General features: G+C 28.6%; 23 protein-coding genes and 1 tRNA gene. 17 read left to right on the top strand and 7 right to left on the bottom strand.

The window, feature by feature from the left end; genetic code table 25:
• The first annotated feature begins 5 nt into the window (after window positions 1-5).
• From greA to HLG78_RS04845, 3 genes are read left to right on the top strand one after another with little or no spacing between them, the layout of a single operon-like run.
• On the top strand, window positions 6-473 hold the full coding sequence (greA, locus tag HLG78_RS04855; protein WP_231177714.1) for a transcription elongation factor GreA: 468 nt from the start codon (window positions 6-8) through the stop codon (window positions 471-473).
• 24 nt (window positions 474-497) lie between these two features.
• Window positions 498-959 (top strand): dihydrofolate reductase, encoded by a 462-nt coding sequence (locus HLG78_RS04850; RefSeq protein ID WP_231177712.1) that lies wholly within the window; start codon window positions 498-500, stop codon window positions 957-959.
• Between the two features lie 24 nt (window positions 960-983).
• A complete protein-coding gene (locus tag HLG78_RS04845) occupies window positions 984-2,258 on the top strand; it encodes a serine hydroxymethyltransferase (protein ID WP_231177710.1) in 1,275 nt (424 codons plus the stop codon).
• Window positions 2,259-2,265: 7 nt separating this feature from the next.
• Here HLG78_RS04845 and HLG78_RS04840 read toward each other — a convergent pair whose 3' ends face one another.
• Window positions 2,266-2,694, bottom strand: a complete 429-nt coding sequence (locus HLG78_RS04840) for a divergent PAP2 family protein (RefSeq protein ID WP_231177708.1) — start codon at window positions 2,692-2,694, stop codon at window positions 2,266-2,268.
• A gap of 128 nt (window positions 2,695-2,822) precedes the next feature.
• Between HLG78_RS04840 and HLG78_RS04835 the strand changes: the two genes are divergently transcribed.
• Together HLG78_RS04835 and HLG78_RS04830 are read left to right on the top strand one after the other, a co-directional pair.
• Complete coding sequence (locus HLG78_RS04835) at window positions 2,823-3,614, top strand: hypothetical protein (RefSeq protein ID WP_231177706.1); 792 nt, start codon at window positions 2,823-2,825, stop codon at window positions 3,612-3,614.
• Window positions 3,615-3,676: 62 nt separating this feature from the next.
• A complete protein-coding gene (locus tag HLG78_RS04830; RefSeq protein ID WP_231177692.1) occupies window positions 3,677-5,206 on the top strand; it encodes a DUF4012 domain-containing protein in 1,530 nt (509 codons plus the stop codon).
• Here the strand turns inward: HLG78_RS04830 and HLG78_RS04825 are convergent.
• A complete protein-coding gene (locus tag HLG78_RS04825; protein ID WP_231177690.1) occupies window positions 5,174-6,622 on the bottom strand; it encodes a hypothetical protein in 1,449 nt (482 codons plus the stop codon). The genes HLG78_RS04830 and HLG78_RS04825 overlap by 33 nt on opposite strands.
• Before the next feature lie 187 nt (window positions 6,623-6,809).
• Between HLG78_RS04825 and HLG78_RS04820 the strand changes: the two genes are divergently transcribed.
• From HLG78_RS04820 to HLG78_RS04785, 8 genes are all read left to right on the top strand, one after another.
• A complete protein-coding gene (locus HLG78_RS04820; protein ID WP_231177688.1) occupies window positions 6,810-8,018 on the top strand; it encodes a coproporphyrinogen-III oxidase family protein in 1,209 nt (402 codons plus the stop codon).
• 8 nt (window positions 8,019-8,026) lie between these two features.
• Window positions 8,027-8,983 carry a tRNA (adenosine(37)-N6)-dimethylallyltransferase MiaA gene (gene miaA, locus HLG78_RS04815; RefSeq protein ID WP_231177670.1) on the top strand — a complete coding sequence of 319 codons (957 nt, stop codon included), beginning with the start codon at window positions 8,027-8,029 and terminating at the stop codon, window positions 8,981-8,983.
• 29 nt (window positions 8,984-9,012) lie between these two features.
• Window positions 9,013-9,207 carry a hypothetical protein gene (locus HLG78_RS04810; RefSeq protein WP_231177651.1) on the top strand — a complete coding sequence of 65 codons (195 nt, stop codon included), beginning with the start codon at window positions 9,013-9,015 and terminating at the stop codon, window positions 9,205-9,207.
• Window positions 9,208-9,337: 130 nt separating this feature from the next.
• Window positions 9,338-9,811: a hypothetical protein gene (locus HLG78_RS04805; RefSeq protein ID WP_231177647.1), complete on the top strand. Its 474-nt coding sequence runs from the start codon at window positions 9,338-9,340 to the stop codon at window positions 9,809-9,811.
• Window positions 9,812-9,916: 105 nt separating this feature from the next.
• On the top strand, window positions 9,917-11,818 hold the full coding sequence (locus tag HLG78_RS04800) for an efflux RND transporter periplasmic adaptor subunit (RefSeq protein ID WP_231177644.1): 1,902 nt from the start codon (window positions 9,917-9,919) through the stop codon (window positions 11,816-11,818).
• Between the two features lie 117 nt (window positions 11,819-11,935).
• Complete coding sequence (locus HLG78_RS04795) at window positions 11,936-15,256, top strand: efflux RND transporter permease subunit (protein WP_231177639.1); 3,321 nt, start codon at window positions 11,936-11,938, stop codon at window positions 15,254-15,256.
• Window positions 15,257-15,378: 122 nt separating this feature from the next.
• Complete coding sequence (locus HLG78_RS04790; protein ID WP_231177634.1) at window positions 15,379-15,540, top strand: hypothetical protein; 162 nt, start codon at window positions 15,379-15,381, stop codon at window positions 15,538-15,540.
• A gap of 60 nt (window positions 15,541-15,600) precedes the next feature.
• Window positions 15,601-15,879, top strand: coding sequence for a hypothetical protein (locus tag HLG78_RS04785; RefSeq protein WP_231177631.1), 279 nt, complete (start codon window positions 15,601-15,603; stop codon window positions 15,877-15,879).
• Between the two features lie 72 nt (window positions 15,880-15,951).
• Here HLG78_RS04785 and HLG78_RS04780 read toward each other — a convergent pair whose 3' ends face one another.
• Entirely contained in the window at window positions 15,952-16,248 is a 297-nt protein-coding gene (locus HLG78_RS04780) for a hypothetical protein (RefSeq protein WP_231177628.1), read from the bottom strand.
• 168 nt (window positions 16,249-16,416) lie between these two features.
• Here HLG78_RS04780 and serS point away from each other — a divergent pair, with 168 nt between their 5' ends.
• Entirely contained in the window at window positions 16,417-17,676 is a 1,260-nt protein-coding gene (serS, locus tag HLG78_RS04775; protein WP_231177625.1) for a serine--tRNA ligase, read from the top strand.
• Window positions 17,677-17,762: 86 nt separating this feature from the next.
• Here serS and HLG78_RS04770 read toward each other — a convergent pair whose 3' ends face one another.
• Window positions 17,763-19,850 carry a Tex-like N-terminal domain-containing protein gene (locus HLG78_RS04770; protein WP_231177621.1) on the bottom strand — a complete coding sequence of 696 codons (2,088 nt, stop codon included), beginning with the start codon at window positions 19,848-19,850 and terminating at the stop codon, window positions 17,763-17,765.
• A 72-nt stretch (window positions 19,851-19,922) separates the two neighbouring features.
• Here HLG78_RS04770 and HLG78_RS04765 point away from each other — a divergent pair, with 72 nt between their 5' ends.
• Entirely contained in the window at window positions 19,923-20,123 is a 201-nt protein-coding gene (locus tag HLG78_RS04765; RefSeq protein WP_231177605.1) for a hypothetical protein, read from the top strand.
• A 270-nt stretch (window positions 20,124-20,393) separates the two neighbouring features.
• Entirely contained in the window at window positions 20,394-20,933 is a 540-nt protein-coding gene (locus tag HLG78_RS04760) for a DKNYY domain-containing protein (RefSeq protein ID WP_231177602.1), read from the top strand.
• A 51-nt stretch (window positions 20,934-20,984) separates the two neighbouring features.
• On the opposite strand, the gene HLG78_RS04755 is transcribed toward HLG78_RS04760, so the two are convergent.
• The 3 genes from HLG78_RS04755 to HLG78_RS04745 all read right to left on the bottom strand — a co-directional run bounded on the left by HLG78_RS04755 (window position 20,985) and on the right by HLG78_RS04745 (window position 24,710).
• On the bottom strand, window positions 20,985-21,773 hold the full coding sequence (locus tag HLG78_RS04755; protein WP_231176132.1) for an integrase core domain-containing protein: 789 nt from the start codon (window positions 21,771-21,773) through the stop codon (window positions 20,985-20,987).
• Between the two features lie 66 nt (window positions 21,774-21,839).
• Window positions 21,840-24,410: a hypothetical protein gene (locus HLG78_RS04750; protein WP_231177600.1), complete on the bottom strand. Its 2,571-nt coding sequence runs from the start codon at window positions 24,408-24,410 to the stop codon at window positions 21,840-21,842.
• A gap of 15 nt (window positions 24,411-24,425) precedes the next feature.
• Window positions 24,426-24,710, bottom strand: a complete 285-nt coding sequence (locus HLG78_RS04745) for a hypothetical protein (RefSeq protein ID WP_231177597.1) — start codon at window positions 24,708-24,710, stop codon at window positions 24,426-24,428.
• Between the two features lie 151 nt (window positions 24,711-24,861).
• Between HLG78_RS04745 and HLG78_RS04740 the strand changes: the two genes are divergently transcribed.
• A tRNA-His gene (locus HLG78_RS04740) sits at window positions 24,862-24,937 on the top strand.
• Window positions 24,938-25,730: the final 793 nt, after the last annotated feature.

Here is a 25,730-nt window from a genome sequence, read left to right as displayed (position 1 = left end):
CAAGAATGGCTGAAGAAAAAAAATATCTTACTCAAAGCTGATATGACAAACTAGCAAACGAACTGGAAGATTTGAAAAAAAATAAGTTACCAGAAGTTTTAGAAAGACTTAAAGAAGCAATTGCTCAGTGAGATATATCTGAAAATGCGGAATATGATGATGCTATGTCTCAAAAAGATCTTATAGAGGTGAGGATAAATGAGATAGAGGGTATGCTTGAAAATGTAGAAATAATAGAAGAATGACAGTGATGAGGTGTAGTAAGGTACTGATCTAGTGTAACATTAGAAGATGATAAAAAAAATGTATATGAGTTTACTTTGGTGTGAGCTTGAGAAGTAGATATTTTGAATGGATCAATATCATTTGCAAGTCCAGTATGACAAGCAATAGAATGAAAAAAAGCTTGAGATACAGTAAGTGTAAGAGCGCCAAGAAGAAGATATGAAATGAAGATAGTAGATGTGAAGTAATACTTTAAAATTCAACCTGCTATAATGTTTTCTATAATAGTAGCAATCTCTTTGAATAGAGTTATAGGTAAAGATTGAAAATTGCCATGGCATATCCCTGAAGATCTAAAAAATTTCAAACATCTTACTACAAACAAGAAGATAGTGATGTGATACAACACATATTTATCAATATGAAAGCCTTTGCCCAATAGAGAAAATATAGTACTTTCCTATCAAGCAAAAAATATTCCTTGATGTGAAGTTTTTGGTAGTATTGATCAGTTGCTGCAAAAATTGGACAGTAATGAGGAAGTAATGATAATTTGATGAGAAAGTATTTATAAGCAATTTTTGGAAAAAGATTTGATACAAAAAATATATTTAAGTTTGATTCCAAAAGAGGTTGAGGGAGACACATTCTTCCCTTTTTTTGAGGACAAATTCAAGTTGGACTTTGAAGATCCTAGATGAGACTATGTTTTTAGGGAGTATGTCAGGAAATAACTTTACTGAATTAAAAAAATATAAATGTACAAACTTTCAGATAATATTGTGCAAAATATAATTGATCTTGAGTACTCAAGACAACAAAGTGAGTTGGAAATGATTGCAAGTGAAAATTATGTTTCCAAAGATGTAATGATGGCTTATTCAAATGTTTTCACAAATAAGTATAGTGAGTGATATCCGGGTAAAAGATATTATTGATGACAAGAATATGTAGATCAGTTGGAGGTTTTGACCCAAAAAAGAGCTTTGGATATGTTTTGATTAAGTGATGATGACTGGTATGTAAATGTACAGCCCTTGAGTGGAGCACCTGCAAATTTGGCAGTATTTTTGTGATTATTAAAGCCTGGAGATACAATACTTTGAATGGATCTTAGTGCTTGATGACATCTGACTCATGGACATCCTCTTAACTCATCTTGAATATATTATAATATAGTTTCTTATTGAGTTAGGAAAGAAGATTATTTGATTGATTACGATGAATTGTTGTCTAAGGCATTAGATAATCAACCCAAATTGATAATAGGTTGATTTTCGGCATATCCCAGAGAAATAGATTGGAAGAAATTCAGTGATATAGCTGATCAAGTAGAAGATAAATATTGATATAGACCTATTTTGATGGCTGATATAGCTCATGTAGCCTGATTAATAGCAGGTAAAGTATATAATTCTCCGTTTCCATATTTTGATGTGGTAACTACAACCACACACAAAACATTAAGATGACCAAGATGATGATTAATTTACTGTAAAAAGCAGTATCAAGCAGATATAAATAGGTGAGTTTTCCCTTGAATTCAATGATGACCGCACGAGCATATAATAGCTGCCAAGGCTGTAGCTTTTTGAGAAGTTATTAGTGGTCAGTTTTCAGATTATGCAGAAAATGTTGTTAAAAATGCAAAAGCATTGGCAGAAAAACTATCAGAAAAAGGTTGGCATGTAATAACTTGATGAACTGATAATCATATTGTTTTGCTTGATGTTACTTCTAAAAATTGATCTTCTACTTGAATATGATGAAAAATTGCAGAGAAAACTCTTGAAACTATATGAATTTCTCTAAATAAAAATATGCTTCCATTTGACCAAAGAAAACCTATGGATCCAAGTTGACTTAGAATTTGAACTGCCGCTGTAACTACGAGATGATTTGATGAAAATACTATCAGATATGTTGCTGAATTGATAGATCAGGCTCTTATGAATTATGATGATGATTCAGTTTTGTCAGAATTAAAGTCTGAGATAAAAAACTTGTGTGAAAAATTTCCTTTACAATATTAGAAGTTTTTTAGAATCCAAAAACTAATGTTACTCAAACTATTCATACTATGATTCAGAAAAATACTTCTATTATAGAATGTCCTATTAAGTGGTTTCGTTTTAGTTTTTTTGTTTTTACTATATCCTTTATTATTTTGTTGAGAATATTTTCTTGATGTGTAGCAAATATTTTGTCTCATATAACATCACGAATAACAATAGAAGCAAAAACTAGTGTAACAATAAAAATAGTGCTTGCTCATTCTACAAGATAAACTGATAATGCAAGTGCAACAACAGTTGCTGTATGTGATGAAGGCATTCAAGCTCCACGGAAAAGAGACTGTCGTTCAAACTTTTTTAAGCGAAACACATCTAAAATTGTTTTTATTATTTGCGCAAGTACTGTGGATACAACTGTAGCAATTAATATCTGGTTTGTAATTATTTCTATCATAATTTTTTATTATATAATAAATATTTTTGCAAGTATAAAAAAAAATGCTTTAAAATCAATTTTTAATTGAAAAACTATATAAAATCCTTATTTATAATTTTAATTTGATATTGTTAATCTAAATTTATATGAAAATAGGAGTAATAGCATCTTGAGTTGATATGTTGTATATTTTTAGAATACTTCAAAAATTTGATTTTGAGTATATGATTTACTGGGATTGGAATAATGGATATTATTCTGATAAAGGTTTTCCTTATTCTTTTGAAAAAGCTAAAATCTGAATAGACTTTCTAAAGAATAAATGAGCCGACAAAGTTATTCTTCCACCAATTTATGAGCTTTATAGCTTGGATGATGAGGTTGTGCTTCCTTTATTTAGAGATTATATGCTAGATGTTTTGACATATAGTCTTGTAGGAAAAATATGATTTTTGTGAGATATTTCTGATTTTGAGTATTTTGATGAAAAATTTTATGATCTTACCCAAAACTTTCAATTAACCAAAAATCAAAAAAATATTTCCAAGTTCAACTTTCCTTTTGCTATATGGAAAAAACAGGTAGTGATGTGGAAGTATTTTTTGTCAAATTTGTCTTTTAGGTCTTGGATGATAAATAAACTAGTAAAATATGATCTAAGATATTTTAAGGATGCTTCTGTTGATACAATAATACCACTAAATTATGGTTATTTTGCTTATACTAGAAACATAAAAAATAGATTAAATTTCAACAAAATTAGATTTCATTGAATTGATAAGTTAGAAAAAATATTTTCAAATCTTGTATCTGATTATCAACAAAACTTTTATGATATAAATGTTTATACCAACTGAATATTTGATTTTGTTTTGGAGGATAAAAGATGGAATATGATGCTTTCTAGGTGAAAAAAGGTAGATATAAAAATTCATTAATTGTAGTGTTGAAAAAAAATGAAAAATAAATAAAAACAATTATTTAAAACAAGAATCTTATAATGAAGACTATCTGATTTAGAAAAAAAACAAAATTTCAAAAGACAAAAAAGATGCTGTCTTATACTTTTTCTAATATAAGTATATCTTATATATTGCTTTTGACAGTAGCTTTTTCATTTTTTTCTTGAATAAATAATTTTTCTAAAACTGTAGATGCAAGTGCATCTTGATTTGAAATGATCAATGAATCTTTGGAGGATCTTGCATTGTATTCATGGCCTATAAATACACAACTTTCTCAAGCTTTTCTATCTTTGAAGTCTTCTATTGAAAACTATTCTGATTGAAAAAATGTTTTTGAAACTAATGAGGCCGATATAAAGCTGTTGATTAATTTTCTAGAAGACAATTATGAAACTGTGATGTGATTTGATTACTTGGAAGACTATACTAGATTTTTGGAGTTTTTATGAAAATCTTTGAATTATAAAGATGATATATATCAAATCTTATGAAAGGATCAAAAGCAAAAATACATAATTGCACTTCAAAATAGTAATGAGGCTAGACCAAACTGAGGTTTCTTTGGTAGTTTTATACTTTTGGAAATAAAAAACTGAAAGATAGATTACACAATAAAAGATAGTTATAAGGTTGATGCTCAAGACTCAATAGAGAAAGTAGATTCACCACAACGAAGACAAGATAATATAGCTGATTCTAGAATTTCTTTTGTTTCAAGTAATGTTTTGTGATTTACTGACAAAGACTGAGAAAATATAATAGATATCTATGAATCTGCATTTCCAGAAAAAAGCATAAATTGAGTGATATTCTTGCAGTCACAACTTTTAGAAAAAATGCTTCCTTGATTTAGAGAAAAAATGCGACAGTGGCAATTTGTAAATGCTGCTTGAAGAATAATGAATAAGGATAATGATGATTTTCAAGAAAAACAGGTCTATATGGAACAGTTAAACAATTATATACAGTCCAATAAGTATTTGCTTTTTCAAAATTTTGCTAAAAACTTTGAACTTGTCCAAGATGAATGATATGTACAAGCTTACTTCCCAGATGCTTCAGATGAATTTAAAAATTTTTTACAAGAAAATCTTCTATATACTACATTTCAGGAAGATATATGATATTTTTGGGATTTCAATTATTCTTATAATAAAATAGATTGATTTGTAGAAAAATATATAAAAATAAAAAAAGATTGAGAAATATTAAAAACAACAAATTTTGATAGAGTAGATTTTGATGATTTTGAGTCTGGTGTTTATAATATTGTAATATGATATAATTTAAATGTTCCATCTAGGTATAAAACTTATATCAAAGAGCTTGAAAAACAATATGATGTAGAAATGGCTGAAAGAGAAAAACATATTCTTAATTTCTGATATGATTTTGAGAATATGTGACTTGTATACTTACCCAAAGAACTTGATATATTGGAAGTAAAAACAAATCCTAAAGCTTATAGAAAATTTAATACACCTTATTCAACTAATATAGTATATGTACTTTCATGAAATGAAAATAATAAATTACATAAAATAGAGTTTATGATAGAATTGTAGTGATTCATAATGTTTTGTAAGTATTTTTTTAATTTCTGCTATCGTTTGTTTGTTGATTGTATTTGACAAATTTTCATATTCGTTTCATACTATTTCCAAAATTTCATCCTTGATTTTGCAAAATGGCCTTATGTTGTAATTTGGAAGATTTGATAAAAAATTATTTAATAATACTACAAGTTGTTTCTTTCCAACAGATTTCTTGGTTTCGAAATAATTTAAAGATTTTAGGGCAATAGTTAAATTTTGTTTTTGATTTTTATGAATTTGTATTAGGAGCCTTTCAATTTGAGTATTTCTTTCTATTATTCTACTTATTTCTCAGATTCTTTTTATTGTATCAAGTTTTGCTCAACTAAGTTGTTTGGACAGTCTTTCAAGGTGATTATACCAAAGTTTTGATATTCTGTCTGCAACAGCAGTTCTTATATGTTTGTTTGTTAGGTACATTATTTCTTCTCTAATTTGTTTTATGTCATTTTCAATTCAGTCTGTTCTTATTCATTCAGATTTTATAGCAATAAGTTGAAAACTTAGTCATTCCAATAACTTATCTAAAGTTTCTAGTCTTTCTTTGCTTGTTTTTCATATATGCTGTATGTTTTCTAGATATTCATACAAATTATCAAATATTTTTATTCTTTTTTTCATAATATGATTTTTTTTACTGTAGTATTCTCTTGTTTTAGAAAAATCTATTATTTTACCTTTTGCAATAGGGTGGTCAATAAAACAGGCCTTATATGTATATCTATTTTCCCAAGGTATATAAACAGGTTTTAAGCTTGTTAATATTTCTTGAAGTAGAGGAATAGCTTTTAGTTGGGCTAAATATAACTGGTTTCATTTGAGGTTAGAGCAATCAACACCAATAAGTTTTTCTAAAATTTCTTTAGTTATGTTTTGGGGATATATCCACACAGCTTCAATTAGTTGCTGATCTGGTGTGTTGGAATTTGCTTTGAAAAAAAGATTTTTTGATTCATAATAACATCATTCTCGATTTGATTGATCTTCTTGATGTGGTATTATAATTTGTGAAAATACTGATTGTATAAGATAGATTAATTCATTTTTATCTATGCTGTTTGCTTTTTTGTATGGAGCAAGATGGTGATTTGGAATTATTGTTCAATCTTCAATTTTTTCTTGGTGTTTTTCTTCTATTTGTTGAGTTACTCGCTCTTTCCAGGTTTTTATTTCTTCATTTGTGTCTTTTAGATCTTGTTTGCTTTTTGCTAATGATATTAAAAAATTTATAATTTTTTCTTGATCAACACAAAGTTCATTATTTTGGGAGCTGTTGAATTTTCAGTATCAAAAGTTATTGAAAGTGTTTATTAAGCTTTCAGCTGTGTTTTTATCTCATTCTGGTCAGTATAATTGACTTTTTAAACTTTCAATATTTTCATTCATTATATAAAAACTTATCACTAAAAACAAAAAACATAGTGAGATATCTATTAAAAACAAAGCTTCAATAAAGAAATTATAATATATCGCAATACAATAGTCAATAGAAACTATGAAATTTTCAATATTGATTTTTGTGTGTTGTTTGTTATACTAATAAAAATTTTTAGTTAGTAATAGTTTTTTGTTGATGTTGTCTTTGTATATCCATGTACCATTTTGTGAAAAAAAATGTTCATACTGTAATTTTTTTGTAGCTCCAAGTGAATGATTCGATAATATCCAAGAATATGTACATAAGTACACAGATGCTGTAATTGAAAATATACATTATTATGCTAGTCATTTTTGAAAACAAGAAATAAAAACAATATATTTTGGTTGAGGAACTCCTTTGTATATATGAAAAGAAAATATATCTAAAATAATAGATAGCATAAAGTCAAATTTCAATCTAGAATATCTTGAAGAAATAAATTTTGAACTAAATCCAAATCCCTTTCAGGAAACCTTGGAATTTATAGACTTTGTAAACAATAGATACAAAGACTTTTTTAGGATAAGATTTAGTTTTTGAATTCAAACATTTGATGATGATATCCTGCAGCAGACTTGAAGATGATATGTTTTCAACACATTAAAACTTTACTTGAAAGATCTTGTAAATCACAAAAAACCCAACAATGTTTTCAACTTTGATTTTATAGCATTCTGAAAATTCAACAAAGATAAGAACTGAAAAAAAATTATTTGGAATTATGACAAGATGGAGTTTTTCAAAAATTTTGTAGATAGTACATTTGCTGATAGTTTTTCTTTGTATACTTTGGAGTTGTTTCCATGAAGTCAAATGTTTAGTAATTTTCAGCCAAATGAGGAAAATGTTTTTGAGGAATTTGATATTTTGAAAAAAATTATTCAAAAATGATGATATAAAAGATATGAAATATCAAACTTTACTTTACCTGGTAAGAATAGTATACACAATATGGTATACTGGGATATGTGAGAGTATTTATGATTATGACCAGGAGCATCTTCGTTTTTACATAAAAAGAATTCATCAAAAATTTTTGAGAAAGACGATAACAGTAAATGAGTAAGATTTGAAAATACTAAGTCTTGGGAAGATTTTTTTGAAGGTAATTTTATAGATGAAAGAAGTTTGTTTTCTATGCAAGAGCATGATTTTTTGATAGAAGAATTTTTCCTTTCTTTGAGGAAAAGTGATGGTGTTGCCAATATTCATAAATTTGCTCCAGTCTTGGAAAATGGCTATGAGCAGAAGATAATTGAATACAAAAACGATTCACTTGCTGAGTATGATTGAAAAATATTTTATTTGAAAGATTGATGAATGAATCTTTATAATAGTATAGTTACGGATTTATTAAATTAATTTTTTTGATGAATAAGTTTAAGATAATAGAAGAGTTGAAAAGAGATATTTCTAATTTTCTAGAAAACTATCCAAAAGGTATAATAATGCTTTGGTGACCTACAGCCAGTTGAAAAACATCAATTTCGTTGGAGATTGCAAAATTTTTAGGTAATGTTCAAATTGTTTCAGCAGATAGTAGACAAGTATACAAATATATGGATATTTGAACTGATAAAGTAGATATTTCAATAAGGGAAAAAATTCCTCATCATCAAATAGATTTAGTGGAGCCTGATAAGATATATACTGCTTGAGAATGGAAAAATTCTACAAAACCAATAATACAAAATATTCAAAAAAAATGAGATATACCTTTTTTGGTGGGTGGTACATGACTTTATATAGATACAATATACAAAAATTTTAGTATGCCACAGGTTTGACCTGATATGGAGCTTAGGAGATGTTATGAACAAAAAGAAAGAAAAAATCCTGGAATTTTACATCAAAACCTTAAAGATATAGATCCCGAATCTGCCAGTCAGATTCATCCCAATAGTACAAGGTACATTATTAGAGCATTAGAAATATACGAGAAGACTTGAAAAACAAAATCTCAATTGGCAAAACCTCAGCCTGTTGATCGACCTATTTTCATGTGAGGTTTGATACCTTGAAAAAATGTTTCAAATGATATGATAAATAATAGGGTTTTGGAAATGTTGGAAAAATGACTTGTAAAAGAAGTAGAAAAGCTTATAGATATGTGATATGATAAAACTTTACCAAGTATGCAGGGTATATGATACAAGGAGGTTTTGGACTATATTGACTGAAAGTATGATTTTGAATCAATGGTAGAAACTTTGAAAAAAAACACTCAAAAATTCGCTAAAAGACAAAGAACCTGGTTTAGAAGATATCTAAATGACAAAAAGTATTCTCCCAAAAGTAATGTTGTATACAAAATTTTTTCTGGTTAATTTACAAATTTATTAATAAATATATTGATATGTTGGATAAGGCAAAATCTATATGAGTTATGTACATTGTAGTGTTTTTGTTTTCTTTTGGTTTGTTTATGATAGGCTTTGTTTTGTGAATAATTGATTTTAATCATTTGCTAAACTATATTTTTCGTTTGTTTTTGGTTTTATTTGTGTTTTTTATTATTCACTTTATGATATTGTATATTCTTGAAAGATAATAGATTTGTAACCTAAAAAATATATTATTTGTTTTACTCTTGTGGATTTTTTAATAAGGTTGACTTTTTTTCTAAGAAGAATATACTACGTCTTGCTTTTACTTGAATTGTAGTGTGGAGGTCCAGGTTTATGGGTGTTGTAACTGAACATCGTCAAGATATATTTTATGTGAAGCTGGATCATTCATCTGGTAGAAGCATGATAGTCTTGATGCAAGACACCGATTTTTATAGAATATTTGGTAGAAAACATAAAAAACTTTTAAAAGTTGTCTTTCCTGAACTATTTAAAGGCATTGTGAAACCTATATTCAAGTACAAAGAAACAGAAGGTTATGTTGGTTTCTTGGAGATCAACCAACTCTTTCCAGATAGTATAATTAGAGATATAGCAGTTTTTGCTGTTGATCTAGGAGATTCTTCCCCAAATTTTGAAGAATATCCAATTTTGTTGGGTGTTCAGGGTTTTGGAGTTCAATGGATAGAATATATTAGCTGGGATGAATTAAGAAAGCTTAGAGGTTTTTCCTCATGATTTTGACTGGGTTCTGGAGTTTTTCTAGAACCCATTTTTTATTCTATAAATATGTTGATAAAAAATTAATAATGATTAATTTGTATTTGCTTTTTTTGTTTTTTTAATATTTTTTCTAGAAGATTAGAAAAAAATATTTATTTTCAAAATAATTTATAATATAATATTATCTGGATGAAAAAGTTTTTAATGTTATGAATGTTTATACTAATATCTACAATATACTGATGTGGTGTAGAAGAGACTTCTTCAAAACCAAAAACATATCAAAGTGAATATGAGGTATCTACTTGAGCATTAATGAGTGAAGAGTCTTATGTAGGTGTAGTACAGCCTGATAGACAAACAACATTACAGCCAAAAGTAGAATGATTTATAGTGAATTTAAATTATGAAGAGGGTGATTTTGTAAGACAAGGACAGCCAATAGCAAATATTGATACAAACTATGCTTCTATAGCTTATGATGGTATAGAAAATACTATACAAACCATGGAAAATCTTCAGCAGAATACTGAAAATATGTTTGAACAACAAATAGAGGCTACTAGATCTCAAGTTCAACAAGCAGAAGAAAATATAAACATAATTCAAAGACAGTTGGAGCACGCTTGAAGTTCGGTTGTAAATGTTGAACAACTTTCCCAAACACAGCAAAATATAGCCAATACACAAAAGGAAAATGCTCAACTACAGTTGGATATGGCAAAATTAAACTTGGAAAATAAATCTTCTCAATTGGAACAAGAAGAGAAAAGTATATATGATGGTGCTGAGTCTGCTTTGAGAAACTCTAGAAATCTTTCAAGAAATTTTTTGGATTTTACTGATGAGATTTTGTGAGTATCAGATGCAAATAAAAATAAAAACAATCATTTTGAAACAAATCTTTCGGCAAGAAAATCTTCATTGAAAGATAGATCAGAAAGGCAGTGGGAGAGCCTAAGATCTGATTATGAAGAGTATATTGATAAAATTGATGAGTTGGATTCTTATGAATGAGAAGAAAGAAAAGAGAAAACTAAAGATCTTCTTGAGTATGGCGAGGATTTTTTTTCTGATTTAAGTAGTTTTTCATACCTTTTTTATGATGTTTTGGATAACAGTGTTTCATGATCAACTTTTCCTCAATCAAAAATAGATGAGCTGAAAGAAAAAACTACCAACTATCAGTCAGATATAGAAGATATGATAATATGAACAGACTGAAGTTTTAATGTATGAATACAAGCATCTTTACAAAATATAGATGATTTCAAGGAAAAAGAAAAATCTGCGATTGATGAGCTTCAGAATGCTATAGATTCTGCTGAAAAAGAGTACAATACAGCAAAAGAAAAAGTGGATCAGTCTGAAATATCTTCAAATATAGATTTGGATGATGTTCAAACTGAAAAAGATGTACTTGAAAACCAGATAGAAATAGCTAATCAAGAATACGAAGAAGCAAAAAATATGCTAAATTCTCAAAAAGATCAAAAACAAGCAGAACTATCAGAAATACAAGCACAAATAGATGAGATGAATATGGAATTGGATATGAAGTCTCAAGAACTAGATGACTCAGTAATATATGCTCCATTTGATTGAATAATTACTAAAAAATATGTTCAAATATGACAGTTGGTAAATCCTCAGGTTGCTATGTTTGAGATTTCTTCTATGGAAGATTTACAAATTGATGTGATGGTATCTGAAAGTGAGATGGAAGATATAACTGAATGAGATTATGCTATAGCTAAAACCGACTTCAATGAAAAAGAGTATGAATGATATGTGAGTAATATATGACCTATTGTAGATGAGTTCTCCAGAACATTACCTGTAGAAATAACTCTTAATGAAACTCCTCAAGAATTAAGAATATGAATGAATTTGGATGTGTTTTTGTGAGAGTCTAGAGATTATGGTTTAACTGTACCATACAATAAAATAAGGTATGATTATTGAAATTCATTTGTATACAAGAAAAAATCTGAAAACAATTTTGAGAAGGTTTTTGTGGATAAGAAAGCTTGTAGTATGTGAGATTGTATTGTGGAAGGTGATATAGAGTATGGTGACATCTTAAGATAAGAAAAATTTAGAGTGTTAAAATAGAATAGATTTTTAGTAGAAACTATTGTGTTTTATGTAGGAATGATATAAATGGATTTGTTTTAAAGTCATATTTAATTTAATAAAAATTTAACGATGTTTTGAAAATTTGCGAATTTTTGGATACAAAATCCTAAAATAACTGCTGTGGTAATAATCTGTATTGTTTTTGCCTGATTTTTTTCTTGGTATACTATACCAAAACAGTACAATCCAGACATAGAAGTGCCAGCATTTCAGATTATGGCAGAAGCACCAGGGTATAATTCTCAACAAGTAAAAAATCTTGTTACTCGTGAAATGGAACAAGTATTTTCACAAATAGAATGAGTAGATGATATTCAATGAACTTCAATGCCACACAAAGCATGAGTAATGGTAAGTTTTGAGGTTGGGATGGATCAAGAAGTTGCAACTACAAGACTTTACAACAAAATATACTCCAATCTAGATCTGTCTCCATACTGAGTAGAAAGACCTGATGTGCAACCAATTGATCCAGATGAAATTCCTATATACACAATAGCAGTTTATCATGAAGACAAGCCATTAGACGACGAGGAAAATATGCTACAACTTAGGAAGATATGAGACCAGTTGGTTGATGAGTTCAAACAGATTGATTGAACAACAAGGTTTTATCTGAATTGAGCAGAAAAAGAAAATATAAATATACTTTTTGATATAGAAAAATTTCATACAAGAGGGGTTGATATGCTACAAGTTATTCAAACTATCAAAGAAAATAATGAAAATCAGCCTTGATGAACTATATCATACGGTGATAGTTTGTCTCAAGTGAAGGTGTCAGGAGAGTATTCTTCAGTAGAGGATATAGAAAGACTTGTAGTTTGAGAGCATGAGTGAGCTCCTGTGTATCTTGGTGATCTTGCTAGAATATATAAATGAGCATCTCCACAAACTCATTATACTTTTTTTGCAGATCATAAATCTTCCAAAGATGCAGTGTATCTTGGTATAGCAAAAGCTCCAGATAAAAATTCTATTTTCTTGGTGGATGATATAGAAGAAAAAATAGAAAAACTTGAACCTACACTTCCAGAAGGTTACCATATTCAGCCAGTACAGGACGACTGACAAACTGCTCAAAGTGCCACTAATATGCTTTTAACTAATCTTTTTCAGGCTATTATTATAGTGTTTTTGGTTTTGTTGTTTTATCTTTGATTTAGAGATGCATTAAATAATAGTATTGCTATACCATTGGCCCTTGGTATTACATTTTTTGTTGCCTTAAGTATATGAGATAATGTAAACAGAATAACTCTTTTTGCTTTGATACTTGTATTAGGTATGTTGGTAGATAATAGTACTGTTGTAGTAGAAAATATTTCTAGGCATTTAGATGAAAGAGTTAAAACTTGAAAAAATAAACTACAAGCAATCAAAGATGCTGTAGATGAAGTAGGTTTTGGAGTGGTTTTGGCTACTATTACTAGAATTTTGGCGTTTGTGGCAATGTTTTTTGTGGCTGATATGATGGGAGAGTATATGTGACCCATCCCTCAATATGCAATAATAGCACTGACTGCTTCGTTTTTTATAGCATTTAGTATAAATCCATTTATTGCCTATATGTTGGCTGACAATCCAAGATTTGATAAGAAAAAAGAATCATACAAGCTAAAGGATGTTGATAAAGTTGCTGATAGTTGAGCTCATGAAGTTTCAACAACAAAAATTGAAAAATGGTATGTAAACATACTTGAGTACTTTATATGAGAAAACAAAAAACTTAGAAGAAGTTCTCTAAAAATGATTTTTTGGTGAGCTTTGTGACTGGTTGTTTTTGTTCCAATATTTTTGAATATATTCAAGGCTCAAATGCTGCCTAAGTCAGATCAGGATAATTTCTTTGTTTGGATAGATATGCCAAGAGATACATCGTTGGATAAATCAAAACAAGTTGCTCAACACATGTCAGATTTTATGAGAAAATTTTCTCCAGAAGTGGACAACGATAAATATCCTCAGCAAGATTTGAATATAATTAAAAACACATCTTATTGGGTAGGATTGCCTCCTGTTCCTGATTTTGCAAATACTTTCCGTGGTGCAGCAGAAAGGCAGCAACAAAATCAAATATCTAGTAGAGTAAATATACTAAACAAAGATAATAGAGATATAAGTTCTCCAGAATTTGTAATAAAATTTAGAGATTTGCTTACAAAACATATAAAAGAAAAATATCCAGATGCTGAAATTAGAGTTTTGGAGGAACCACCAGGTCCACCTGTTCAAGCAACTTATAAAATGAAGGTGTCAGGCCAACCAGGTACCTCTTATCAGGAAATAAATAATCTAACAAATTGGATGTATCAAACAACTTATGATTATTTATCAAAAGAAAGTGTAGAAGATGTTTATACTACTGTTCAAGATTATCAAACAACTTATGATGTTAGAATAAATCATGAAAAAGCAACCAGACTTGGGTTGAGTGCAGAACAAATAAGGAATACTGTTTATAATGTATTTGATGGATGAAAGGTTGGAATATACCGTGATGATTCTGCAAGAGAAGAAATATGATTGTTTGTAAGAGCAGATGATGAATATGCTGATGATATTAATAGTTTTGATGATATCAGGTTTACAAGTGAAACTTGAAGAAAAGTGCCACTGAAAGAAGTAGCGGATATTGTGCCTATGGAGTCTGATGATTTCAAAAGAACAGATCAGCTTAGACCAACTGCATATATTTATTGAGAAATGTGAGAAAATTCTGTGGTGTATCCTGTGATAGGATTGTTTGTTTCATTTTTCAATGATGATTTTTGGGGAGATGCATTTGAAATGACTTGATGGAGTCCATATTGAGTTGAAATACAGGATAAAGCAACTGGAGAAAAATTCCAAATAGATTTTTGATGAGAGTGGGAAGTTACTATGGATACTTTTGCAGATCTTGGTGTTGCTATGATAATAGCTTTAATGTTGATATATTTCTTGATGGTGGGTCAGTTCAAGTGATTTGCTATTTGAGGTGTTATAATGATAACTTTCCTTTTATGATTTTTTGGTGTTTTCCCAGGTTTTACTATGTTGTATTTGCTTACAGGTGAGTATTTTAGTGCAACTTCTATGATATGAGTGATAGCATTGGCAGGTATTGTTGTTTGAAATGCGATTATTCTGATAGAGTATATGAACAATCTTTTGGCAAGATGATGGACTTTGAAGTCTAGTATAATAAATGCAGGTAAAACCAGACTTAGACCTATTATTATTACTTCTTTGACTACAGTTTTGTGAATTACAACTATTCTTGGAGACCCGGTTTGGAGTGGTTTGGCTTGGTCTATAATATTTGGTTTGTCTGTGTCTGCTATTTTGACTTTGATTATTATACCTGTATTTTTGTATGATAATTTAATTAAATCCTATAACAAATAATATTTGATGTGTAAATTAAATCTTGTGCTGTAGATGATTGTTTTGGGTACGAAAATTATGTTGAATTGTAAAAATAAATCAATATATAATCCAATATTTATATTGTAATATTAATCCAAAATATGGAAGGAAAATGAATATTTGAAGAAATCGATCATCCAATATCAAAAGTAGACTCTACTCCTTGATTTGTAGATATGGCAGACAAATCATCTAGAGAAACCTTATATGTTTTGTGAGTGTGAGAAGAGGAGCAGCAGCAGGAACCTGCACTTGAAGAATAACAATTTAAGATAGTATGTGTAACTACACATGCTATTTTTTTGAATATTAATTTCAAATATATGTCTGGTAGAAAACTTACAAAATATAAAATGCTTACTGTTTATTGTAAGTGTTGACAAAAGCTTGTAAAATACAAAAAAGGAGGAAGTTGAAGACTAATCAAAATAAATAAAGAAAGAATAACAGAAGATTGTGCTTGAGTTTTTATAAATGAACTTCCTGAAAATACTGATGTTTTTTGTCCAAATTGTTGATGAAGGTTAGCAACAGTTAAACTAATTAGCTGAAAATATATGAATAAGCTCAACCAATGAATGATATGAACTATCAAAAAATAACAAACTTTTTTGAAAAATTACCCTTTTGATAAACCCTAGGGATATGCCCTAGGGTTTTTTGTTATTAGGTTTTTACTTGTAGGAAGTATCTTTTCTTTCTTCCACATCTTCTTCTGAGTAGAGCCTCCACCCAGCTCATGTGGACTTCTTGGAACACAAACCTATTTGAACGAGTACATACACCATATGCCTCAAACAGCATTTCATCATCTTCAAAATGCATGTTAGGCTTGAAATGTTTGCAATCATAGCATCTTTTCATAAAAAGACTCCTTTTTTTTTGAACTCCAAATAATTAAACAATAAAATATATATGTTTTTATTACAAAAAGTCAATAAATTTATATTGCTTATAATTTGTATTTTCATTTAATATAATAATTTTTATGTTTTTTTTAGACTGTATGGTGTTATAAAAATTTACTCACAAAAATATTTATAATTAACAACTTTTTCTTGGTTAACTTTTTATAATACTTGAAAAACTCCCCAAAATCCTTATAAAAAACTTAGAGTTTTATCTAGTTATAATAATAAATGATTGACCTAAAAAAACTTCGTGAGAATCCAGAACGATATCAACAAAAAACAAAAGAAAAATGAATAGATATAGATTTTACTAAACTTTTGCAGCTAGATACAAATGCAAGACAGCTCAAAAAACAAATAGATGAGCTTAGTCATCAGAGAAATACAATCTCCAAAGAAATACCTCAACTTCAAAAACAGTGAGAAGATACTTCTGACAAAATAGCAAAAGTCAAAGAAATCAAAAACCAATTAGAAGAAAAAGAAAATGAGTACAAAGAAATTATAGAAGAATTCAACAGTATGTACTTAAAAATTCCAAATCCAGCTTTGGATGATGTGCCTTTTTGAGAAAGTGATGATGAAAATCGTGTAAACTCTTATGTATGAGAAAAACCACAATTTGATTTTGATCCACTACCACATTATGAGTTGTTGGAAAAAAGACAGATGCTAGATCAACAAAGATCTGCCAAGGTTTCTTGAGCAAGATTCTATTATATTAGGGACGGATTAGTTTTGTTGCATATGGCATTGTTGCATTATGTTGTAAACAAGCTAGTGAAAAAATGATTTTCTCCTACATTGGTTCCTAATTTGGTCAGAGAAAAATCAATGTTGGCTACAGGATTCTTCCCTGCAGAAGAAAATGAGATATATGCTGTAAATGAGTGAGAAGACAATTTGTATCTTATCTGAACTTCAGAGGTGTCTCTTGTGGCTCAGCATTTGGATGAAACAATAGATAAAGAAAAATTACCTCTTAGATATATAGGTTATTCTCCATGTTATAGGAGAGAGGCAGGAAGTTATTGAAAAGATACCAAATGACTTATTCGTTTGCATCAGTTTGAAAAAGTAGAGATGGTAAGTTTTGTGTCTCCAGAAGATAGTGAAAAAGAACATCAATTTTTATTAGATATAGAAGAGGAGATATATCAAGAGCTTTGAATTCATTATCAAAAAATTGATATTTGTACTTGAGATACAGGTTTTCATGCTGCCAAAAAATACGATTTGGAAGCTTGGTTCCCAGGTCAAGACACATACAAGGAGATAACATCTTGTTCTAACTGTACTGATTTTCAGGCAAGAAGAGCAAATATCAAATACAAAGAACACAAAGAAAAAGATTATCTACATACTTTGAATGGTACTGTTATTTCTATGAGACCACTTATTGCAATAGTAGAAAACTTTCAAACAAAAGATATGAAAATAAAGGTACCAAAAGTATTGCAGCCTTATATGGGAGTAGAGGAGATATAGTTTGTTTTGTAAATTTCTGTGATTTCAAAACTTATATTTAATAAAAAAAAGATGCTTTATTAATAATTTAGCATCTTTTTTGTTTTTTAGCTATCTTTCATACTTAGCTGGACTTTACCATTTTCTTCATCTATTCATATTACTTTGACATCTACAGTATCACCAACTTTTACTATATCCATAGGGTTGGATACAAATTCATTGGCAAGTTCAGAAATATGCACTAATCAGTCATTCTTTAATCCAACATCCACAAAAGCTCCAAAAGCTACTACATTTCTTACTATACCTTGTAGCATATCTCATTCTTTGAGTTGTTCTATAGTGATTGGTTGTTGGGCTTTTTGGTGAGCAAAATTAGTTCTTGGGTCATTCCCAATATTTTTATAAGCTTTTCGGATAAAATCAATTGTTGTTTGAGTAACATCAGGATACATTTCTGGCATTTGGTCATCAGGTTGTGTTTTGTTGTTGGATATTATATATTTTGCAAGCTGATATTGTTCTGGATGGATATCGGTGTTGTCCAGAGTTTCACTGCTTTCTGGAACTCTTAGGAATCATATAGCTTGTTGGTATGCTTTGGGTCCAAGTATTTTTTGAAGTTCTTGTCTTGATTGATAAGGTTTGTTGTTGAAGATTTTTTTGGCTTGAGTTTTGTTGATTCAGGATATGTGATTTAGTAAGTGAATGCTAGCTGTGTTGATGTTTATACCAACATTATTTACACAGTCTTCTACCACATAATTTAGTTTTTCTTCTAGTTTTTTGTTAGGAATATCGTGTTGATAAAGCCCAACTCATATACTTCCTACCGGTACTTTTACAAGTTCTGCCAGTGGATCTATAAACCTTCTTCCAATAGATATAGTTCAGATATCAACATCTTGGTAATTTGGAAATTCTTCTTTGGCTGTTTTGGAAACAGAATAAACCGAAGCACCGGATTCATTAACAATATAGATATCACCTTCAAATTCATTGTTGATGAGTTCCTGGAGTTTTTCATTTCAGGTTCAGTTTCATATTACTATAGTTTGGATATTATATTTGTTGGTAAGGTCCAGTATTTTGTTGATTGTTTCTTGTTTTTGTTCCAGATATACTTTGTCAAAAGTTTGAGGATCTCCAAGTTCGTCCAGTATGGTGATTTTACATCAAGTCTTGAATCAAGGATCTATTGCAAGAATTTTTTGTCAGTATTGTGGTTTGGTCATAAGCAAAGATTTGAGGTTTTGCTGGAAAGTAACTATTGCTTCATCGTGAGCTTTTTCGGTAAGCTCTGACCTAATTTGTCTTTCTACAGACTCAAAAAGTGCATTGTATCAGGTTTTGAATCATTCAAGTAGGTATTCATTGAGTTGGTTTTTTATTTCCAAAGAATTGAGGTAGTATTTTTGTATTTTTGCAAAAATATCTTCATCTTTGAGGATTTTGACATTCAAAATTCCTAGACTTTCTCATCTGTTGAGAGCTAGGGTTTGATAAGGTTTGATTTTTGAAATTTGGATTGTGAAGTTTTTGTATATTTCAAACTTGGGAATTTGAGATTTTTCTTTTGGGTTGAGTTTTTCAAGCATTTTTTCTGATTTGTATGATGATGATATGCTTCCTAATGAGTATAGAGTATTTAGCAGTTTATGTCTAAGCTGTGAGTTTGAACTAATCCAGCTTGCTATAATCTGTACAGCTCATTCTAGTATTTCTTCTTGGGCATATTGTTGGAGTAGTTCATCAGGGATTTGTAAGATGTTGTTGAGCAGGTTATGGGCTACAGGCTCAAATCATTTTTCTATAGCAATCATAGCTTTTGTTTTTTTCTTGGACTTGTAGGGTTTGTAGATTTCTTCTACTTCTTTGAGAGTTTGGCAGTTTAGGATGTTGTCTTGTAAATCATTGGTTAGCTTTCACTGTTCATGGATTCAGTTGATGGCTTTTTGCTTGGCAAGGTGTAGATTTTTTTCTTTTTTCCTAAGTTCCAGGATTTCTCTTATTTGGTTTTCGTCCAGATTGTTGGTTTGCTCTTTTCTGTAACGAGAAATAAAAGGTACTGTAGCTCATTCTGATGTTAGATTCAAAACGGTTTGTACTTGTCATTGACCAATATTTAAGTTTTTGCTTATCAGTTCAATATAATTTGGTTCTTGGATAGTAATACTTTCTTCTTCTTGCATTTTGTATTGACATTAGATAATAAATATTTAATTTGTATTTGCCATCAAGGAATCAAATATAGGAGAAATATTATGATGGAGTTTGATGAAGACAAGGTCTGGATTGTTTTGTTTGGAATCCTGGCCTTGTTCCTGGGAGATTTTGCAGCTCTTGGTTTTATACTCTATGAAGATTATTTCATTCTTTACTTTTTTGGAGGTGGTTTTATTTTTAGTTTGGTGGTAACAGGGTCTCTTTTGAGTTCTCTGATTAAAAAAAAGATGTTTGAATAGTTTTGTGCTGGTTATCTACCAGCACTATTTCTTTTATAAGGAAATAACAGTTTATTTCAATTGGACTATCTGAAATCAAATAGTCTCTTGTTGTGAATTAATATATTGAAAAAAGAGCACAAAAATATATAATTTATTTATTTGCCTTAAATAAAAAATGATAGTTTGATACTTATAAATAAAGTTATTTTATTTTTTATGTTATATTTTCATACAAAAAATGTTATAATTATTTTACTCTTTGGTTTAAATGAATTATAAAAAAAGATAATGAAAAAAAGTTTATTTCCAAACTTAAAAACTTCTACTAAATTACTTATAGGTATAGGTATTTTTCTTTATCTTATAATAGTATATCGAATAGTTTATGTTCCTAAAGACTTCTGAAGACATTATTCAAAAAATTTTCTATATGTGTATTATGAATGAAATATGATAGATTGAGCAGATCCAATAAGTTTTGAAGTTTTTAGAGAAAATTTAAGATATGCTAAAGATAAAAATAATGTCTATTATAGGTGAGAAATTCAAGAAAAAAAAGATCAAAAAACTTTTGAACTTTTGGGATGTTCAAGAACTAAATGTTATGGAAAAGATACTGAAAATGTATATTTCAATAATAAGCTTTTAGAATGATTTAATTCTAATGATGTTTTCTATATAGGTGATTTGTATTTATGATATGAAGATAATGTATATTACAAATGAGAACTTGTAGAGGGAGCTGACCTTAATACTTTCAGGTATACCTTAGATTGATACCGAAAAGATGATTATAATAAATATTATAAATGAGAAAAAATTAGGTAAAAAAATTAATCAATTAAATAATTTGTAAGAAAAGGTAGCGTTGTTAAAAAATTATCAGTAATAGAACTTTTCAATAACTTCATAAGGAGTTTTATTATCTAGTCATTTATGTGGCTTTACAGTGTTATATCGATTTACAAATCTTTTTAAAGACATTTTTCTATGTTCTGATGACTTAAAAACTTCCTTACTGTGCCACATATCGATTAATGTTCTTATAACCCTCTCTGCTTTTCAATTTGTTCTTGGTGTTCTAACTTTTGTAAATTTTTGCTTTATTCAGCTTTTTACACACTCTTTAACAAATTCATGTTTATCATTTCATTTGTACTCAACTCAATTATCTGAGTACACACACTCAATAGTGTAAGGACATTCATCTATTACCTGTCTAAGAAACATAGACGAAGATACTTGTGTCTTATCTTGCATTATAGCTACATAAAGTTCTCTAGAATAGTCGTCTATTCATACAAATAAGTATTCAGACTTTTTGTTTGCTGCTCATCTTATAAGAGGTAGTTTTTTTGTGTCAAAATGCATCATTTCTCAAGGGTAGTTTTTATTGTATCTTCTAGCTTCTTTGTTTTTCTTTTCTATTATCTTAGATTCTATTTTAGCTAATCTAAGTAATCATCGCCTAATGTTTCTAAATCTATTATTGATAGAATTTCTTGGTAAAAACTCTTGAGTTCTTGCTCTCTTTATTATCTTGTATATGGTAGGCAATGATACATTGAACTTAATATGTAAATCCTTAGGCTTCATTCATCTTTTATAGTATTCCCAGACCTCTTTTCTCTGGAGTGGTGTTAGTCTTGTATTTTTATGTATATTCATTACATAGTTTGTTATCAAATAAATAGTATTTTGTATACACATTATTTTTAACAACGCTATATAATCTTACAGCATATGTATTATATCATAAATAGTTGATTGTATTTCTTGAGATTTTTCTATCATTCTATCTATATTTTCTTGAGCTATTTCTGGAGAGTAATCATCACCATCAATATTTATTTTTTTAGAATCCCAATCAAAAACAATATCTTTCTTTTCTCATCCTCAAGTATATATAGAAAAATTATCTCAACCGTTTGCTTCCAATCGTGAATAATTATTAAGATTTCCTTCTAAGTAGTTTCGAATATTATCCATTTTTTCATATTGAGATTCTATTGATTTTTCGTATTTTGTTTCAAACAAAGAATCCCATGGATTACTTTTTACTCAAGCATCCTCTAGTTTGTGATTGACATATTCATTATTTGATGAGAAATCTTTATCTTCTCAGACACATTCCCTACATTCTGAAATAATAGCTTCATTTATATGAGATTTGTATTCTGAAAATTTACTCACATCTATTGAAATTTCTTGTCTTTCAGTATCTTTTTTCATAAAATCATTATTTTCTCAATTATCAAAAGCTACTCACAAACCAATATATTTCATACATTCTCTATATTGATTTAGAAATGAAGAATAAAAACCTTCTGGATTGTTTTTATCAAAAGAACTATCAAATCATTCAAATTTTATAGTTTTATCTCCATCAGGTGATTCAACATTTATTGAATTGCATTCTAATTCTCAGTTACTTCAAGGTTTGAACTCAAAATTAATTGGTAGAGTTCATCGAATATTATCAGACCTATATTCTATTGTCTGATTGTATTTGTCATCATCTTTTTCCAGACTTGAAATAGATTCAACACTTCCTCAAAACACCTTCATATCCAACATATCTTTATTTATTTCAAATCATTCTCTCTCTCATTCTATATCAATTTCCTTTGTATCAGAAGAATCTTTTTGTACAAGTTCTATTTTCAAATCATCTCAATCTTTAAAAACATGGAATATTCAGTCAGAGTTTTCTTGGTCTTCGGCAAATATTTCATTAAATCTAAGATAAAGCCCATCTTCTTCTTTTCATTTTGGAAGTATATTTCAAATATCTCAATCTATATCTACTAAATCGCTATTCAAATCTTTACTCTCTCATTCTACAAAATTTGCAAGAGATTCCTTTTGAAATTGAACTGATGTAGATTCATTACTATTACCAAAAGAATATTCAAAGTTACCATCTTGGTTTTCTTGTGGAAAAATAGGTTCATCTATAGAAGATCATTTATCAACTAATCAAACATCTACAAATTCATGAATAGAAGGGTCACCTACTTCTTTAAGCTCCATTTTAGATATGTTTCAATCCTCTCATATTTCTTGAGGAGTAGCAAGAAAAGCTGACATTCAAGGTTCTTGATCTGTTCATGTAGCTTGTTGACTAATTACTCCCTCAAGTTGTTCTTTTGAGTCATACTCTTGAGGAATAGTTGTTGAGTGTCATTCTTTAGAACTTCCAAAAACTACAAATCAAGTCTTGGTTTCGCCATTTTCTTTATAATGTACTAGTTGTTTATCAGAAAAAACTGATTCTCTATCAGAAGTGGCACTACTTTCTGCTTTTACTCATATATTTTCTCAAGAAAATTCTCAGTCATGTTTTCAAGTAATAGATTTATAATCAATACTAGCTACATCAGGCAAATCCCAGTGTTCCACTCATCAACTTTGATAGAAATATCAAAAGTCTTTTTCAGATTCTATATTTTCTCTTTGTTCTATTTTTGCAAACTCATCTACTGCTTCAAAAAAAGAGCTAAGATCCATCCTGTCTCATTCCACAACTAGAAAGCGATCATCATCCTCAGCATCTATATTGGTTCATTCTGATCCTTCATCAACTTTATCAAAAGTTATTTTTCATGGAGAAAACTCATTAAGCTGCTGAAAATTTCATTCTCTATCATCATCATTATCTATATTCAACTTAAATTTTTGCATAAACTTATCCGATAAAGAACTATCTAAATCAGGAAAATACTGTTCAAAAGATGCTTTAATAACATCTTCAGCTCTTGTTCATTTTGTTTCTTTGATTTCTACATATTCTCTTCAGTCTTCTCATACTTCAAAAGAATAATTCTCACCTTCTTCATTTCATTCTATAGATCTAACTCAAACATTTTCTTCAAAATTTTCATAATTAATTCAGTCTTCATTAAATCATCACTCCTCTTTGAAAAATTCACCTCATTCCTTTCAAGCATCAAAATGTTCTTGAAGAAAGGTATTTATTTCATCAAAAGAAGTTCACTCACCATCTGGATTATCTAAAACCAATCAAAGTTTTCTTTCTCATTCATCAGTTTCGTATACAGTAAAAGACACACCCTCAATACCATTTCTATTAAGCTGCTCATTTATTGTATTACAAAAATAATGGGGATAAGAAATTTGGCTATCAACTTCTCTTATCAACTCATCAATTTCATTTGCAGCCTCTGGTGTATCTACAGAATATAATGTATCAAGGTTTTTTTGTGTATCTTGTTCTAAAGATTCTGATTGTTCTGTTTTCTCGTCTTGTTCAACTCTTTCAAATACATTTTCCAAGTTAGCCATTTTTTTATTTTATTTTTAAAGTTTTTTTATTTTTGTTTCAATTTTATCAATTTGATAACATTCTACTTTTTCGAAATAATCCTGCTCAATTTTTCTAATAGTTCTAGCAGTCATCATAGTCTTTGCAGAATTCACAAAATTAGTTGCTTTTTTTTCTTTTTCTAAATATTTTTTAAAAAAGCTTGATAAAAAATTTTTGGTTCTTTCATCCCATTTTTTTGACAATAGTTTATTTCTTTGTTTGAGAGTAAGTAACATACTATTTTTAATAAGATATTCCAACTGTTTCGTATCGTACATTTTTATTTTTATTTAATAAATTACACTATTATATAGTATAATAACATATTTGTCAAATATTAAACTCCAAAATCATTAATAAACTTAAAAGCTATTATTTTTAGTTGAATTTTGAATTTAAATAATTATACTGTACCTTACATTTTAAATGGTGGCCGTAGCTCAATTGGCAGAGCACCAGGTTGTGGTCCTGGCTGTTGCGGGTTCAAGTCCCGTCGGCCACCCCATTAAAATTAATTCTACCTAAAAAACTATATAAATATTCTAAATTTTTGAATACTCCATTATATTTTTTTGATAAAACTCCAAATTCTTGAGAGTTTTTTATTTTAGTAAAAACCTTACACTGTAAGCTGGATTATTAAATTTGAAGAATTTTCGACTATTAAGAGTGAGTTGTGAGTTTGAACCAGTGTGGTTGAAGTTGAATTTATTTATAAGGTATTGACATGAAAATAAATACAATTATACATGTTTTATAAAGTTTATTTTTTTAGAAATTTACTTCAAAAGTAATAATTATTCTATATTTTCATTCATTTAATTCAAACTCTAAATTTAATAAATAATTAATAAATTATTAACTATATTTAATGATAAATGATTGTTATAAAAAAAATAAAAAACTACATTCATGTAAAAGATATACGTACTTTTAACTTGTTACATATAGCTCTTAAAATTATGCTATCTAAAATTATTGAGTCAGATAAGAGGATAAATTTTATAAAATAAGATAAATTAGAAGATTGATATAATTATACAAATACTATTAAGTGAGATTTAAGTTATTTACCATTCAAATCTAAGCTGTATTACAAGTGCCAATATCTGAAAAATTAATTAAAACAGAGAAAAAAATATATTTTTAACAAAAAAATCATGTTAGACTATATTCTTGGGGCTATGTATAACTTTTAGAGTCTGTTGGTTTTTAGATTAAATTTATTAATTTATTAGATACCTATTGAATAAATTATATATTGAAACATTGACTCAATCCTAGAGAAAAAATAATTT

Origin of the sequence: Candidatus Absconditicoccus praedator, from assembly GCF_021057185.1 — a bacterium.
Taxonomy (GTDB): domain Bacteria; phylum Patescibacteriota; class Gracilibacteria; order Absconditabacterales; family Absconditicoccaceae; genus Absconditicoccus; species Absconditicoccus praedator.
This window is presented reverse-complemented; position numbering and strand designations above follow the sequence as displayed.